This is a genomic window from Pedobacter sp. JCM 36344 (assembly GCF_046546555.1).
Lineage (GTDB): Bacteria > Bacteroidota > Bacteroidia > Sphingobacteriales > Sphingobacteriaceae > Pedobacter.
Map to the genome: position 1 here is coordinate 107951 of NZ_JBKHKK010000001.1, position 14017 is coordinate 121967.

13 protein-coding genes are annotated in these 14017 nt (G+C 39.4%); 8 read left to right on the forward strand and 5 right to left on the reverse strand.

All coding sequences use genetic code 11. The features are described from left to right. Positions 1 to 40 precede the first annotated feature (40 nt). The 5 genes from ACHFIZ_RS00530 (at position 41) to rodA (ending at position 5789) form a co-directional block, all read left to right on the forward strand. Positions 41 to 1063, forward strand: coding sequence for a rod shape-determining protein (locus ACHFIZ_RS00530; protein WP_285058856.1), 1023 nt, complete (start codon positions 41 to 43; stop codon positions 1061 to 1063). 225 nt (positions 1064 to 1288) lie between these two features. Beyond that, positions 1289 to 2128 carry a rod shape-determining protein MreC gene (gene mreC / locus ACHFIZ_RS00535; RefSeq protein WP_410881784.1) on the forward strand — a complete coding sequence of 280 codons (840 nt, stop codon included), beginning with the start codon at positions 1289 to 1291 and terminating at the stop codon, positions 2126 to 2128. Beyond that, positions 2118 to 2633 (forward strand): rod shape-determining protein MreD, encoded by a 516-nt coding sequence (locus ACHFIZ_RS00540; RefSeq protein ID WP_410881785.1) that lies wholly within the window; start codon positions 2118 to 2120, stop codon positions 2631 to 2633. Before mreC ends, ACHFIZ_RS00540 begins: the two co-directional genes overlap by 11 nt. Continuing rightward, positions 2633 to 4540 (forward strand): penicillin-binding protein 2, encoded by a 1908-nt coding sequence (mrdA, locus tag ACHFIZ_RS00545; RefSeq protein WP_410881786.1) that lies wholly within the window; start codon positions 2633 to 2635, stop codon positions 4538 to 4540. The genes ACHFIZ_RS00540 and mrdA overlap by 1 nt, the downstream gene beginning before the upstream one ends. Continuing rightward, the gene (rodA, locus tag ACHFIZ_RS00550) at positions 4521 to 5789 is read left to right on the forward strand and encodes a rod shape-determining protein RodA (RefSeq protein WP_410881787.1); all 1269 of its coding nucleotides are present in this window, start codon (positions 4521 to 4523) and stop codon (positions 5787 to 5789) included. The genes mrdA and rodA overlap by 20 nt, the downstream gene beginning before the upstream one ends. Here the strand turns inward: rodA and ACHFIZ_RS00555 are convergent. Next, a complete protein-coding gene (locus ACHFIZ_RS00555; RefSeq protein WP_410881788.1) occupies positions 5786 to 6721 on the reverse strand; it encodes a hypothetical protein in 936 nt (311 codons plus the stop codon). The two genes, rodA and ACHFIZ_RS00555, sit on opposite strands and share 4 nt — an antisense overlap. A 98-nt stretch (positions 6722 to 6819) precedes the next feature. Between ACHFIZ_RS00555 and ACHFIZ_RS00560 the strand changes: the two genes are divergently transcribed. Next, positions 6820 to 7392 carry a thymidine kinase gene (locus ACHFIZ_RS00560; protein WP_410881790.1) on the forward strand — a complete coding sequence of 191 codons (573 nt, stop codon included), beginning with the start codon at positions 6820 to 6822 and terminating at the stop codon, positions 7390 to 7392. 175 nt (positions 7393 to 7567) lie between these two features. Here the strand turns inward: ACHFIZ_RS00560 and ACHFIZ_RS00565 are convergent, their stop codons facing one another. Then, positions 7568 to 8095 carry a ferritin gene (locus ACHFIZ_RS00565; protein ID WP_410881791.1) on the reverse strand — a complete coding sequence of 176 codons (528 nt, stop codon included), beginning with the start codon at positions 8093 to 8095 and terminating at the stop codon, positions 7568 to 7570. Positions 8096 to 8227: 132 nt separating this feature from the next. Beyond that, the gene (locus tag ACHFIZ_RS00570) at positions 8228 to 8602 is read right to left on the reverse strand and encodes a hypothetical protein (protein ID WP_410881793.1); all 375 of its coding nucleotides are present in this window, start codon (positions 8600 to 8602) and stop codon (positions 8228 to 8230) included. A gap of 143 nt (positions 8603 to 8745) precedes the next feature. Here ACHFIZ_RS00570 and ACHFIZ_RS00575 point away from each other — a divergent pair, with 143 nt between their 5' ends. After that, complete coding sequence (locus tag ACHFIZ_RS00575) at positions 8746 to 9858, forward strand: Gfo/Idh/MocA family protein (RefSeq protein ID WP_410881795.1); 1113 nt, start codon at positions 8746 to 8748, stop codon at positions 9856 to 9858. Positions 9859 to 9867: 9 nt separating this feature from the next. On the opposite strand, the gene ACHFIZ_RS00580 is transcribed toward ACHFIZ_RS00575, so the two are convergent. Beyond that, on the reverse strand, positions 9868 to 11484 hold the full coding sequence (locus ACHFIZ_RS00580; RefSeq protein ID WP_410881797.1) for a CotH kinase family protein: 1617 nt from the start codon (positions 11482 to 11484) through the stop codon (positions 9868 to 9870). Positions 11485 to 11675: 191 nt separating this feature from the next. Further along, the gene (locus tag ACHFIZ_RS00585) at positions 11676 to 13028 is read right to left on the reverse strand and encodes a vanadium-dependent haloperoxidase (protein WP_410881799.1); all 1353 of its coding nucleotides are present in this window, start codon (positions 13026 to 13028) and stop codon (positions 11676 to 11678) included. 212 nt (positions 13029 to 13240) lie between these two features. On the opposite strand from ACHFIZ_RS00585, the gene ACHFIZ_RS00590 reads away from it, so the two are divergent. After that, the gene (locus ACHFIZ_RS00590; RefSeq protein ID WP_410881801.1) at positions 13241 to 14002 is read left to right on the forward strand and encodes a DoxX family membrane protein; all 762 of its coding nucleotides are present in this window, start codon (positions 13241 to 13243) and stop codon (positions 14000 to 14002) included. Positions 14003 to 14017 lie beyond the last annotated feature (15 nt).

The following is a 14017-nucleotide window of genomic DNA, read 5'->3' on the forward strand; positions in this document are numbered from 1 at the left end:
TAGTACACAGGATTTTAAATACTTAAAATATCACCTATAAATGGGTTTATTTAATTGGTTCACACAGGAAGTTGCTATCGATTTAGGTACTGCAAACACACTGATTATACATAATGACAAAGTTGTAGTTGATGAGCCATCAATTGTTGCTTTTGACAGACAAACAAACAAGATCATAGCTATAGGTAGACAAGCCATGCAAATGGAAGGTAAAACGCATGATAATATCCGTACGGTTAGGCCTTTGAAAGATGGGGTAATCGCTGATTTTAATGCGGCTGAAGCAATGATTAAAGGCATGATCCGCATGCTTAATGGCGGTAAGGGTTGGATGTTCCCTTCTTTAAGAATGGTAATCTGTATTCCTTCGGGAATTACTGAAGTGGAGAAACGTGCGGTACGTGACTCTGCAGAGATCGCTGGCGCAAAAGAAGTTTATCTAATTCACGAGCCAATGGCGGCAGCTGTAGGTATTGGGATTGACGTTGAAGAACCAATGGGTAATATGATTATCGATATTGGCGGTGGAACTACAGAGATTGCCGTAATAGCCTTGTCAGGTATCGTGTGCGACCAGTCCATCCGCGTTGCGGGAGATAACTTTGACTCAGACATTGTAAATTATATCCGTAGACAACATAACATCATGATTGGCGATCGGACAGCGGAGAAAATCAAGATTGAAGTAGGTGCGGCATTGCCTGAACTGACTGACCCACCTGCGGATTTCGCTGTGCAAGGAAGAGATCTGATGACAGGTGTTCCTAAACAAATTACTGTGTCTTACACGGAGATTGCACATTGCTTAGATAAATCAATTTCTAAAATAGAGGAGGCGATTTTGAAAGCTTTAGAGATCACTCCTCCAGAACTTTCTGCGGATATATATCAAACAGGTATTTATTTGACTGGTGGCGGTGCATTGCTTAGAGGACTGGATAAACGGGTTGCTGCGAAAACTAAACTTCCTGTACATGTGGCTGAGGATCCACTCCGTGCAGTCGTAAGAGGAACAGGAATCGCTTTGAAGAACATTGGAACCTTTAAATTTTTAATGCAGTAGGAGCGGATTAACCTCATACGTCAGCACAACTACTCGTCATTCAAACCACTCGTTATCCTGAATTTATTTCAGGATCTCTGGGCCAAGGTCCTGAAATAAATTCAGGAGAGCGAGAGCACAAAATAGCGATACAAAAACATGACGACGACAGAAAACAACTGAGATCGGGAGCTCAAAATAAAAACCAAAACCGCTTAAAGGAAAAATACAATATATCAACACACTATGCGTAACCTTTGGATTTTTTTAAGCAGATACAACGCATTCTTCTTTTTCATTATTTTCTTTACTCTTGGGCTTTTTCTTACCATCAAAAACAACGCATACCAACGGAGTGTAACTGTTAACAGCACCAATAAGGTTGTGGGAGAAGTTTACACAAATCTTAACGTTTTAAAACGCTACATGAGTTTAGGGATGGTTAATGATAGTTTAGCCAGAGAGAATGCAAAACTTAAAACAAACATCCTGCAACTGCAGAATATTGATACTGCTAAAGATGTAATCGTAAAGGATACTTTGGGTGTACCTCAATTCACCTATCTGTCGGCCAGGGTAGTAAAAAACTCCATCACCTTACGCAACAACGTGATCACGATTAACAGGGGAACACTAAACGGAATTCTTGCCGGTATGCCAGTAATATCACCTGGAAGTGGGATTGTCGGTTATATAATGGATGTTTCGGAGCATTTTGCCACCATCAGGTCACTTCTTCATAAGGCTACATTTATTAGCGTGAACGTAAAGAAAAATAATGCCGTAGGCTCTTTAATCTGGGGTGAAGGGAATCTTGACTACCGAAAAGCTTATATTAAAGATATTCCAAATCATTTCAAACTACAACTCGGAGATACGGTCGTCACCTCAAACTTTTCGTCTTTTCCGGCAGGAATTCCAGTTGGTAAAGTGACAAATACAGGAGTCTCTAAGGGCGATAACTTTAAACTGATCGAAATTAGCCTGATAAACGATTTTAGCACATTACAATACGTTTATGTAATTAAAGATAAGTTTGCAGCTGAACAAAAGGAAATAGAAGCAAAAATACCAAATGAACAGTAGGCTAGTAATCGTAAATATTCTAAGGTGGTTTATTGTACTCCTATTTCAGATCCTACTATTAAGGAATCTGAACTTCTACAATCTTGCCAATCCGTTCGTTTACATCCTATTTTTACTATTACTCCCATTTAGCACTCCTAATCTGCTCCTTTATTTAATTGCCTTCATTACAGGCTTAACAATGGATGCTTTTTACGATACCCTTGGCGTACATACTGCGGCCTGCGTTACGTTAGTTTTTGTTAGAATTCTGTTTATCTCAGTTTCGGTAAGCAGGGATAACTTTGACGAACCTGAGCCTACCCTAGGAAATATGGGTTTTAAGTGGTTTTTACTATATGCCACACTTTGCACTTTTGCACATCACTTGGTGCTTTTCCTTTTAGAAACCTTTAGAATAACTGAATTCTCGTACACCCTAGTACGGTGCTTGTTAAGTAGTGTATTTACACTATTTTTGCTGATACTAATTGAATTCATATTTTATAGTAGGAAAGCGCGTTAATGGATAACTTATTTAACAGGAAGTATATTGTTCAGGGATTATTTATTGTGGTCAGCCTAATCCTTCTCGGAACGCTTTTTTATATCCAGGTCTTCAGCGATAAGTATTTCCTTTCCGCAGAAAATAATGTTTTAAGACGGATCTATACCTATCCGGCCAGGGGGGTCATCTTGGATCGAAATGAAAAAGTTCTTGTTAGAAATGAATTGGTATATGATTTAATGGCAATACCTAATGATGTAAAGCCATTTGACACGGTGGAACTTTGCCGCATAATAAGTGTTGATACTGCTAAATTTATAAAAAACTTTAAAACAGCACGTCGTATATCAAGATTCCAACCAAAGGCGATTGAAAAGCAGCTGTCGGTCGAGATATACCAAAGCCTCTCTGAACAACTCGCACGTTTTCCAGGATTTTTTGTGCAAAGCAGAACGATCAGGCAATATCCTGATAGCATTGCAGGCCAGTTTCTTGGCTACATCAAAGAGGTCACGCCAAAAGAGATAGAGAAGTACGATGGTTACTATAAATCGGGTGACTATATTGGAAGGTCTGGTGTAGAAAAGGCCTATGAGCAGTCGTTAAGGGGTGTTAAAGGTGTAGCTAAATTATTATATGACGTTCATAATGTACCTAAGGGTAGTTATGCTGAGGGAAGACTGGATACTTCTGCCGTTTCTGGGGAGCAGCTAATTTCTTCGCTAGACATTCGTTTACAGAAGCTGGGCGAAGAGCTGATGCATAACAAAATAGGAAGTATTGTAGCTATTGAGCCCAAAACCGGCGAAATTCTAGCCTTTGTTAGCAGTCCTGGTTATGACCCAAATTTAATGGTTGGTCGCTCGCAAGGCAATAATTATATGGACCTGCTCAAGAATCCAAACCGTGTTTTTAATGTTAGGCCGATTCAAGGCTACTACTCCCCCGGATCAGCTTTTAAGCCCCTAGACGCATTGATAGGTTTACAAGAAGGAGTGATTGATCCAAACACGACGTTTAATTGTCCGGGGTATTTCAAAGCTGGCAACCACACTGTAAAATGTGAACACATAGATGGTAACATCGCACTGCGAAGAGGATTAGCACGGTCGTGTAATACCTATGCCTGTTATGTTTTCCAAAAGCTGATTACACAAAAAAAATATAAAAATCAAAAGGTCGCATATGATGACTGGCATCGAATGGTATCTAAATTTGGCCTTGGTGATACCTTAGGTATAGATTTGCCAGGTGAACGCACGGGCAGATTTTACGACTCTTCCTATTATTCGGGAAAGTACAGTAAATATTGGGGTTACTCAACGGTGATCTCACTTGCTATTGGACAGGGGGAGATGGATGCAACACCATTACAGATTGCGAATATTATGGCAATAATTGCGAACAAAGGTTATTATGTTAAGCCTCATTTAGTAAAGGCGATTGGAAGAGATAGGGAGATTAAAAAAGAGTATACACAGAAACATTATGTTGGCATTGACGCTAAGCATTTCGATCCAGTGATCGATGGAATGCAGGAAGCGGTAAACTCAGCCTGGGGAACTGCGATTGGATCCCGTATTGACAATATTATCATGTGTGGCAAAACAGGCACTGTGCAAAATCCGCGCGGTAAGAACCACTCTGTATTTATTGGCTTTGCACCCAGAGACAACCCAAAGATTGCTATCGCTGTTATTGTGGAAAATGCAGGTTTTGGAAGTGCTTATGCTGCGCCCATTGCAAGTTATATTACCGAAAAATACTTGAAGGATAGTGTGGCAAACAACAAACTAGCACAGGTTGAATGGATGAAGAAACAAATAGTTTTGCCAGAGCCTCCAAAGCCCAAATTTAAATTAAAACCAAAAGCAACAGATACTTCGAAAACTATAAAACTTTTAAATGATCAAGCAACAAGGTAGTCGCTTCTTTTTCAATGTGGATTGGATAAGTATCCTCATCTTTATGGCGCTTTGCGCCGTAGGATTTGTAAATATTTACGCATCTGTATTTAATGCGTCTGAATCTGCCGCTTTTAGCTTCACAAGTAGTTATGGCAAGCAGCTTATCTATATCCTTGCAGGATTAGTACTGGGTTTTTCTATATTACTAGTAGATGCAAAGTTCTTCAGTGTATTTTCACCGATAATCTATGGAATAACGGTTTTGCTGCTCATCGCGGTTTTGTTGATTGGCACACGAGTTGCCGGAAATCAGGCCTGGATTTCTATTGGTGGGGGCTTCCGACTCCAACCTTCTGAATTTGCTAAGTTTGGCACCTCCCTGCTGCTAGCCAGATACATCAGTAACTTTAACCCGAAATTTAGAGATATTAAATCAATAGCTACTGCTGCAGCTATCATCGGCTTACCATTAACGCTTATCCTACTTCAGCCAGATGCGGGCTCAGCATTGGTATTTCTGGCGTTTATGTTCCCAATGTACAGGGAGGGTTTATCAGGCTATTTCCTCCTGATTTTTTTAGGGATGATCGTGCTTTTTGTAGCAGATTTCTTAGTGCCGATACAAATATTGATTCCTATCATACTTGCTATGGGAGCTTTCTTTGTCTACCAAAACAAAAGAAAGCAGAAAATCATGTTTTCTGCGATATTGGTAACGGTTGTAGCTATTGCCTATCTTTTCTTTGTTAAACTCACCTACGAAAAAATATTAAAACCACACCAACGGACAAGGATCGAATTGATACTTGGCCTTAAGATGGATCCCAAGGGAGTTGGCTACAATGTAATCCAGTCCAAAATAGCCATTGGATCTGGCCAGCTTACGGGGCGAGGTTTCCTTGAAGGTACACAAACAAAATATGGATACGTTCCAGCACAAAGTACAGATTTCATCTTTTCTACCATTGGTGAAGAATGGGGCTTCATAGGATGTTCCGTTGTTATCGGACTATATATTTTCTTGCTTTTGCGACTTATTAATCTCGCTGAACGACAGCGATCCAGTTTTTCAAGGGTTTATGGCTATTGTGTGGCTTGCATTCTGTTCTTCCACGTGTTCATCAACATAGGGATGGCAATAGGAATCGTTCCAGTTATAGGGATACCCCTCCCCTTCATTAGTTATGGAGGGTCGTCATTATGGAGTTTTACAGTGTTGTTATTTATCTTTCTTAAGTTGGATTCAAATCGAATGGGTTTTATTTAAGCCTCTGGAAAGCGTTGCCTCAATAGCTCATAAAATTTATCAACCGTCGACTGCTTGGCCTGCCAGTTGTTCTTTACGGCATAATTATTTTGAAGAAAAGTATCAGCGGACTTCAGATCCGGGAGCTTGTTGATGATATCGATAGCTTCTGAATAAGCAAGATTATATCCGTTAAAAAGATCCTTTATATACAACAATTTCTCGTTCAGGTTTACAGCATTTTTTAAGTCTGTAACAGACGCCAATGAACTCTCTTCATTATAATTATTTGACTTTTGACTACTGGCAGCGAGAAGATCATTTAAAGTTGGTTTAGGTGCTGTAGCAGAAGGCTGAACTATCTTTTCTTCCACCTTATCCGGACTAAAAGTAGGCGTCTGCTTTGGAATTTCCTGGGCGTTAACATCATCTTCCTTCAAAACAGGAGCCGACACTGGCAAATCTTGTTCTACGGGTTGAATCTCCTTGTAAAACAGAAAAGGTTCCGGAGCCACCTCATCAATAGATGCCTCAACATAGGTAACTTCATTATCATATTCCTCAATGTCTTCAGCTTCCTGCGTACTATATTCCACCTGTTCTTCATGGTGGTTATCTTGAATAACCTCTTCTAAGTCTACTGTTTCTTCTGGAGATCTATCGCTTAGTACAAACTCAAAAGTAGGTGCAGAATCCTCATGAGATAGCTCATCCTTAAAAGGCTCAACTTCTTCTACTAATGAAGTAGCCTCAGGCAGTTCTTTTATCGGCTGATTCATGGTTAACTTCTTAATGATCTGAACATGATCCGAAAGAAAGTTAGCATTAGCCAGAAACAACTCGAGTTCAAGTTCGCTAAGCTGGTCAGGATTTTCAGAAAGGAACTGATACTGATCCTGCAATTCGTTTAAAATATATCCTATCTTTTTAAAGATATTATTGTGGTTCACCATAGCTTTATAACGAAATAAATGAGACTTTATGTTGGTAACTTGACACTCAAAAATAGTGCAAAATTCTGATATTAGCGGACAATTACTACCCCACACACATGTTATTTAGCGAACAAAATTACAGACGAGGAGAGTTTTGCGGCAGTATCGAAGTGATTTGTGGTTCGATGTTTTCCGGGAAAACGGAAGAATTATTGCGCAGAATCAAAAGAGCACAGATCGCTAAACTGAAGATAGAAATTTTTAAGCCGACAATGGATACACGTTACGATGAAAATGCGGTAGTTTCTCATGACCTTAACTCAATTCAATCTGTTCCGGTTGATACTTCATCCGCTATTTTATTACTAAAAGCAGACACTCAGGTAGTTGGAATAGACGAAGCACAGTTTTTTGATGATGGTCTTCCGGAGGTTTGTAATAAACTTGCACAAAAAGGGATCAGAGTTATCGTTGCAGGCTTAGATATGGATTTCCTTGGTAAGCCATTTGGGCCTGTTCCAGCACTTATGGCCATAGCAGAATTGGTAACTAAAGTAAATGCAGTATGTGTTCGCTGTGGGAGCCCAGCGACATATTCTTTCAGAAAGGTAGCTAGCGAAGCAAAGATTCTTCTTGGAGAGAAGGACAGTTATGAGCCAAGGTGCCGGAGGTGTTATAGCTTAGGCTAACGGACAGTTTTTACATCTTTTTCCTTTGAGGTACTTTTCACAGCAGTTCTTTTTCTTCTTCTTATCCTTATTCTTATCCTTCTTATCCTTCTCTTTCTTCGACATCGTGTCAATATAACAAAAAAAGGTACCTACTGTTTGTCAGCATGTACCTTCAGCTTAGGTTTAGTAAACCTTAAGTTTCTTGGTAGGAGATTTTATTGACGTGTTTGTCAATTTCCCATCTTCCTGTACCTTCTTCTCCGATAACATCAAACAATTCCAGGGCACGACGAGCTTTGTACTCTTCTTCTCTTTGCTCTTTAAAGAACCAGTTCAAGAACTCTAATGTTACGAAATCCTGCTCCTTGTAGCAACGTGCAGCAATATTTTTAATGGATTGAGTAACACTGATCTCCTGATCCAAGGCATCCTCGAAAACCTCACGAAATGAATTATATTCTTGTTTAACATTAGTAATATCTGGCGAGATTGCTGAACCACCCATGTCTAACACATATTTGTAAAATTTTAACTGGTGCATTCTTTCTTCTTCTGCTTGTTTGAAGAAATAATCGGAAGAAAAATCGAAACCATTCTGGTTACACCATGAAGCCATTGCAAGATAAATTGCTGACGAATGAGCTTCCTTTTTTATTTGTTGGTTTATAAGTGCTTCAATATCTGATGAGATTAGGCACTTTGCGCGAATGATATCTTTCATAATACTATTTTTAATGTATGCAGTGCAAAGTATAAAAGATGCACACCGTTACAAATACAGTTCAAAAATAGTGCAATAAAACAGCAATGGTGAATATTAGTACAAATTGGAAAGATTCTAATTCTAAGTTAATCAACCAACTAAGCGATGCAACCTATCGAAAATGATATGGTTAAGATCAAGCATCACGAAAGCACCCTGTAGCAATTCCTTTAATGAAATGATCTCTATTAAAGACAAAACGTAGCAGTGATCGCATGCACAAATGAAAATAATTTCAAGATCCGGGGACTTATCATTGTTTAAAAGAAGGTTTTCAATATCTATTTTGTAAACGGCCTTCTGTAGTTTTAAAAGATTTCGGTAATCAAATTTGGCGAGTTTACCAGCAAAATCGACATACCAGCAACCTTCTTCATCTGACTGGTATATAGCACCTTTTTCTGTGCTAAAAACTTCGTCGAAACAGGCGGTTGGTAGGGAAATTTGTGATTTGGTTTTCTGCATTTACCTGATTTTATATGCAAATATTGTTATTATTTAGATTGAATCCAAATCCTTTTAAGGATTTTGAAAAAAAAAATGAACCTGTTATTACGATAGGAATAACTAAATTGCTGAATGAACTATTAAACCCTTAAAGCTTCCATATGCAACACATTAATTTTAAGAAATTATACCTTTCAGTCGGACTTATTGCCATTGCCACCTTCTCCACGAGTTTAAGCATTCACGCCCAAGCTAAGTTGAATGTGGTATTAGCCGGCTTAAGTCATGACCACGTTAACCTCATCATGAATAGTTACGCCAAGGGAGAAGTGAATATTATTGGTATCGCTGAAGAAAATCAAGATCTGGTAAAACGTTTCAAAGAACGTGCAAAGTTACCTGATTCTGTGTTCTTCACTAACCTCACTGATTTATTGAAAGTCAGAAAGCCCGACGTAGTGCTAGCCTTTAACGCAATTGAAGATCATCTTGCTGTAGTTGAAGTAGCAGCACCACTCGGAATATCGGTAATGGTAGAAAAGCCGCTAGCGGTATCAGTAAAACATGCAGAACGCATGGCTCAACTGGCAAGAAAATATAATATCCATTTGCTCACAAACTATGAAACCACCTGGTATGATAGCAATCAGGAAGCTTACACGCGGTTCAAAAACGATAAAGCTATTGGCGACATACGTAAGATGGTATTTCACGACGGGCATCAGGGACCGAAAGAAATCGGCGTTAGTAAAGAGTTTCTAAGTTGGCTAACAGATCCCAAGAAGAATGGCGGCGGCGCGATTATTGATTTCGGCTGCTATGGTGCCAACATGATGACCTGGTTGATGGACGGTGCAATGCCAATCTCAGTTACAGCAGTCACCAAACAAATTAAACCAGATGTGTATCCTAAGGTAGATGACGATGCAACTATACTAGTAGAGTATCCAAATGCCACAGGTATTATAGAAGCCTCATGGAACTGGCCATTTAATATAAAAGATATGGAACTCTTTGGTCAGTCCGGATATATTCAGGCGGTCAACGCGAATACTTTGAGAACGAAAACTAGTAACAGTAACAACTACACGTTAATTACAGCCAAGCCATTAGCAAAAGCTTATAGTAGTCACTTGGACTATCTATCGGCTGTTCTTAAGGGCAGAGTAAAGCCTGGAAAGGATTTATCTTCTCTGGAGAACAATTTAATTGTAGTCAGAATTTTAGAAGCAGCAAAACAATCAGCCAAATTGGGTAAAAAAATAATGCTTTAAAAACTTTTGCTATTGGTATTCCGCACTATTAAACTTCGCATCAAGCCAGGCAATGTGATTGGTTAAAAAGGTTTTTAGGTACGCAATCTCACCTTCATAGGAACCAGACACATAGAGCTCCAGATAGGATTGTTTGTTAAGAATATCCCATCTTGTGAAGTTACGCACCTGCGAAACAGCAAGCTTCTTTTGTAGTGGAGCTATCACCTCAGGTAAGCCTTGAATCTTAGGCCTCAATTCGTTCCATCGATTGCGTATGCGCTGTCTGAAGGATTGATCCATCATAAGCCTTTTAAACCAGATCTTGGGCTCGAAAGCGGAATTAGACATTAAGCCATTGACTTGATCACCAAGTCGTTTATCATTATTAGCGGCCTTATCGAAATCCCAGATTGGACCAGTATAGATCCTATCATCATTACGCTTTTTAAACAAATAAGTACTTCTGAACGTGTCAGGGTTACCGATCACTTCATTTACAATGTAATGATCCACGTAGCTATTAACATCAAAATACTTTCTATAACCATCCACCGGATCGGCAAAATCAACTGCATATAGTTTATCCTCGAACTTCTGGAAATGATTTTTTATATAGTCCTTCTGTTGTTGATTGATCTTGTCTTCGTCAGGATACTTGATTACAAAAGGCATCTTCTTAGTAGTGTAAAAATATACAGGCTCGCCATTTGCGAATAGATCCTGCTCAATCAAGTAACCACCAGACATGTTTGGAAGCGTGGTCGTACCATCGGGTTGATCTTCAATATCAACCAATCCTGGCCCCTCTTTAATTTGTTGAGTCAGTTGATAGCTTCCCAAATAATTACCATTGAGGTAAAGCTCTACATATCTGGAGTCAACTGTAAACGGGCGGCCAATGCTTCTGCTCAACGAAAATGCCAGCTCCGTACGAATAAGAGATTTATCGGCATAATTGGCTAATAGTATCCAGTTTTTGTTCTCAGGCATTCCTAATAAACTGGCTTTCTTATCCAATTTAATGCGGTAAGGTTTCTTAGGCATATCCCATGTAGAGTTTCCCCTACCCTTTACCTCAGTTTTTCCATCGTACAGCACATCTTTGAAGTTGCCTATTAGTTTCAACGTTCCAGTAACATAAACATCTTTACTAGTGATTGCAGTGCCATTCGTATTCAGATATAATGCTGCAATTCCATTATCTGTAAACTTGACTATGTAAGTTTTTTGAGTTTTATCTTCAGCAACTACATTATATTTCAAAAGCGTTGTGAAATCATTAGATGTGGTTCCACTAACCTGCTCTGCTTCTCCAACAGTAACCCTAGCTCCATCGAACGTAAAATCAGGGATTAGTTTAGTAATGTCGGTACCTGCAAAAGCTACTGCATAGATGGTATCTCCTAGAATTTCAGCGGTTACACTCTTAACAAGTATTGGATTTTTTTCTGCCCGGAAATAGAATGTTATTATCGCTTTCTGAGAAGAAAGAGTAACCTGTGGAATTCTCTCAGCAGATTTATCCTCTTTTTTACAGCCTGAAAATGTGATTAGCGCCGATACAAAAATAGCGATGTTAAAAACCGAAAAATGCAGGGATACTTTTGAAAGCATCTTGGGGGCGAAGCGATCTAATTGGTTCATATATATACATTTGGAGATACAATATAAGAAATATTTTTATTTCATCAGCTCGTGCAAAATTGTCTCGTGGATGTTACCTGATCTTTTGGTATTGACATCAATTACTTCTTCCTTGCTTTTAGAAGGAGGATTTGCGTGATGAATGTTGTAAGCCGATATGCGTAAAGTCGGAGCAATAGAATTCTTAAATCTTACTTTAGCGGCTTAATGTTATTTGCTTTAAGCTCATTTACGATGTGCTCACCAATTTTTACGCCAACTTTGACACCATTCTCGATACCATCTTTAAAGTGAATACCACCATAGTATCTACTTATAGCCGCCTCTTCTGCAGCCTTATTAAAGGACTTAAATTTCCTTGATTTTAATCCGTATTTGTTTTCTACATCATCTTTATAGCTGAAGTTGTCACCAAAAAAGTAGGTAAGAATTGTCGCTGTCGTAGAAGATATATGCGAGTGCCCGCTCATATATTCTGGAAATGGCGGAGTTTGCAGCATTGGTTTCCAATTGGGATCAATAAGGTTTCTTACCGCAGTTTCCGGGCGGATTCTATTACTTCTGTACTTTTCGTCCCAGCAACTAATGAAGCTGTCTGTTAATCCTGTAGCTACCACAGTATAAATCTGGAGTGTTTTTGAGAAGTCGACCTTGGCTTTCTGACAAGCAATCCCGGTAATTCCAATCCAGTGTGCTCCCGGAGAAATCTTCTTCAAGCCTATCAATAAATGTCCCTCGTTTTTCAGTGCAAAAGGATTACAATCCCAAAATGCAGCTATTTCTCGTGTTTCGGCAGTTAACCCAGAGCCACCATCTCTATAAACACCTGTCAGCAACTTAAAAAATGGGGAGTTTTTTTCTTTTGAATAAGGTACTGGTGGAACCGACCGAAACGCTCCAGCGGAATCTATGAAAAAAGGACGAACCGTATTGAAATAGGGCTCCACAGGTGAAAAGAATGCAGGTGGAGTGGGATACCAGCTCCCTTCAGTATTCAGTGGTGTATATCGTGGGTAATTACTGATCCTATTGTAACGGTCCTTTTTTGCATAAAGCATGATCTGCTTTACAATCTGGTTGGCATAAGACTGTGAGCGAATGATTGTCTCATCGGAAAACCCAATCTTGCGACAAGAGTCTAGAAAATTCAGTTCAAATTGATTCAACTGTTTACCTGATGGCTGCATCTTTTTCGCCGTACCCGTCATCGCCAGAATGGCACTGAGCTGATAGGAATAATGGCCTGAATCTAGCGGTTTTGTAATATCCGGGAACTCATTAAATACACCCTTCAAAGGCACGATTGTAGAATCATTTAGCACTAGAACGGTATAGCCAGAAATGCATGCATAGGAATAGAATCTTGCAGCTAGTGGGGGATTAGTTACATCCTGAATCATCAACTGTGTCATCCGTTCTAACACCATCGAAATGTCCTTATTAGTCAATTTCGGATCAGTCTGCCTTTTTGCACAGCCCATAAGGCAAAGCAGTAATATGGCGCAAGTGGTGAGTTTTTTAACTCCTGCAGTAACCTCGTTCATTCTTTAATTTGCTTATTCGATTCCCCAATTTGTGGTGGCAAGTGCTGCCACAAATATAACATATAGTTTTTCTTCTTGCTTAAAGGAATTGTGTGTTAATTCATAGCGTTCCAAAACCACAACTTCATGTCATCCTGATACCCAAACATTGAAAGATTTGTTACATATTTACCAAAACTAACCAAAATAAACACCTTCTACCCCTGTAAAACGTGAGCACTGAACATAAGATTTACCATACGCTTAGGTTAGCCTCGGCCATGTGCTTAATAGGCCATGGATTATTTGGAATCATAACAAAGGCTGTATGGTGTAACTATCTAGCCGTAGCAGGAATTGACCAAACCATGGCCTATCAACTCATGCCTCTAATAGGAATCGTAGACATAATTATGGGTATTAGCTTGTTACTTTTCCCTATCAGAGCTGTTGCGTTATGGTTGGTATTATGGGGATTTATGACAGCTGCTATGCGTCCACTCTCCGGCGAGCCTTTTGCGGAACTAATCGAGCGGGCAGGAAATTTTGGTGCGCCTCTAACGCTTTTATTGCTTTGTCCGAACGCAAAAACTTTCAAGGGATGGTTTCAAAGGATGCAGCCTCCAGGCACTATTTCCAAAGAAGACCTGGAAAAGGTAATCCTTTGTCTAAGAATAACAGCCTGCCTTTTATTAGTTGGCCACGGTTGGCTAAACTTAATTGGTAAAAAGGGATTACTTGGACAATATGAGTCAATCGGGTTTAAAGATCCCATATTGCTAAGCTATATAATAGGAATAATCGAAATTGCTTGTGGGGCATATTTTATCGCTGTGCGCCCTCTCCACCGGTTTATTCTTTTACTTTTTATCTGGAAAATAGGATCAGAGTTGTTCTATCCTCAGTGGGAAATTCTCGAATGGGTGGAACGCGGTGGCAGCTATGGCATTTTGTTATCGCTATATTTCGCTGTCCGAAAAACTTATTTGGAGTAAAACTGTAGTGTGATC

Coding starts and splice junctions, on each gene's coding strand:
- ACHFIZ_RS00530 (WP_285058856.1), top strand. CDS start 41: ATGGGTTTATTTAATTGGTTCACACAGGAAGTTGCTATCGATTTAGGT.
- mreC (WP_410881784.1), top strand. CDS start 1,289: ATGCGTAACCTTTGGATTTTTTTAAGCAGATACAACGCATTCTTCTTT.
- ACHFIZ_RS00540 (WP_410881785.1), top strand. CDS start 2,118: ATGAACAGTAGGCTAGTAATCGTAAATATTCTAAGGTGGTTTATTGTA.
- mrdA (WP_410881786.1), top strand. CDS start 2,633: ATGGATAACTTATTTAACAGGAAGTATATTGTTCAGGGATTATTTATT.
- rodA (WP_410881787.1), top strand. CDS start 4,521: ATGATCAAGCAACAAGGTAGTCGCTTCTTTTTCAATGTGGATTGGATA.
- ACHFIZ_RS00555 (WP_410881788.1), bottom strand. CDS start 6,721: ATGGTGAACCACAATAATATCTTTAAAAAGATAGGATATATTTTAAAC.
- ACHFIZ_RS00560 (WP_410881790.1), top strand. CDS start 6,820: ATGTTATTTAGCGAACAAAATTACAGACGAGGAGAGTTTTGCGGCAGT.
- ACHFIZ_RS00565 (WP_410881791.1), bottom strand. CDS start 8,095: ATGAAAGATATCATTCGCGCAAAGTGCCTAATCTCATCAGATATTGAA.
- ACHFIZ_RS00570 (WP_410881793.1), bottom strand. CDS start 8,602: ATGCAGAAAACCAAATCACAAATTTCCCTACCAACCGCCTGTTTCGAC.
- ACHFIZ_RS00575 (WP_410881795.1), top strand. CDS start 8,746: ATGCAACACATTAATTTTAAGAAATTATACCTTTCAGTCGGACTTATT.
- ACHFIZ_RS00580 (WP_410881797.1), bottom strand. CDS start 11,484: ATGAACCAATTAGATCGCTTCGCCCCCAAGATGCTTTCAAAAGTATCC.
- ACHFIZ_RS00585 (WP_410881799.1), bottom strand. CDS start 13,028: ATGAACGAGGTTACTGCAGGAGTTAAAAAACTCACCACTTGCGCCATA.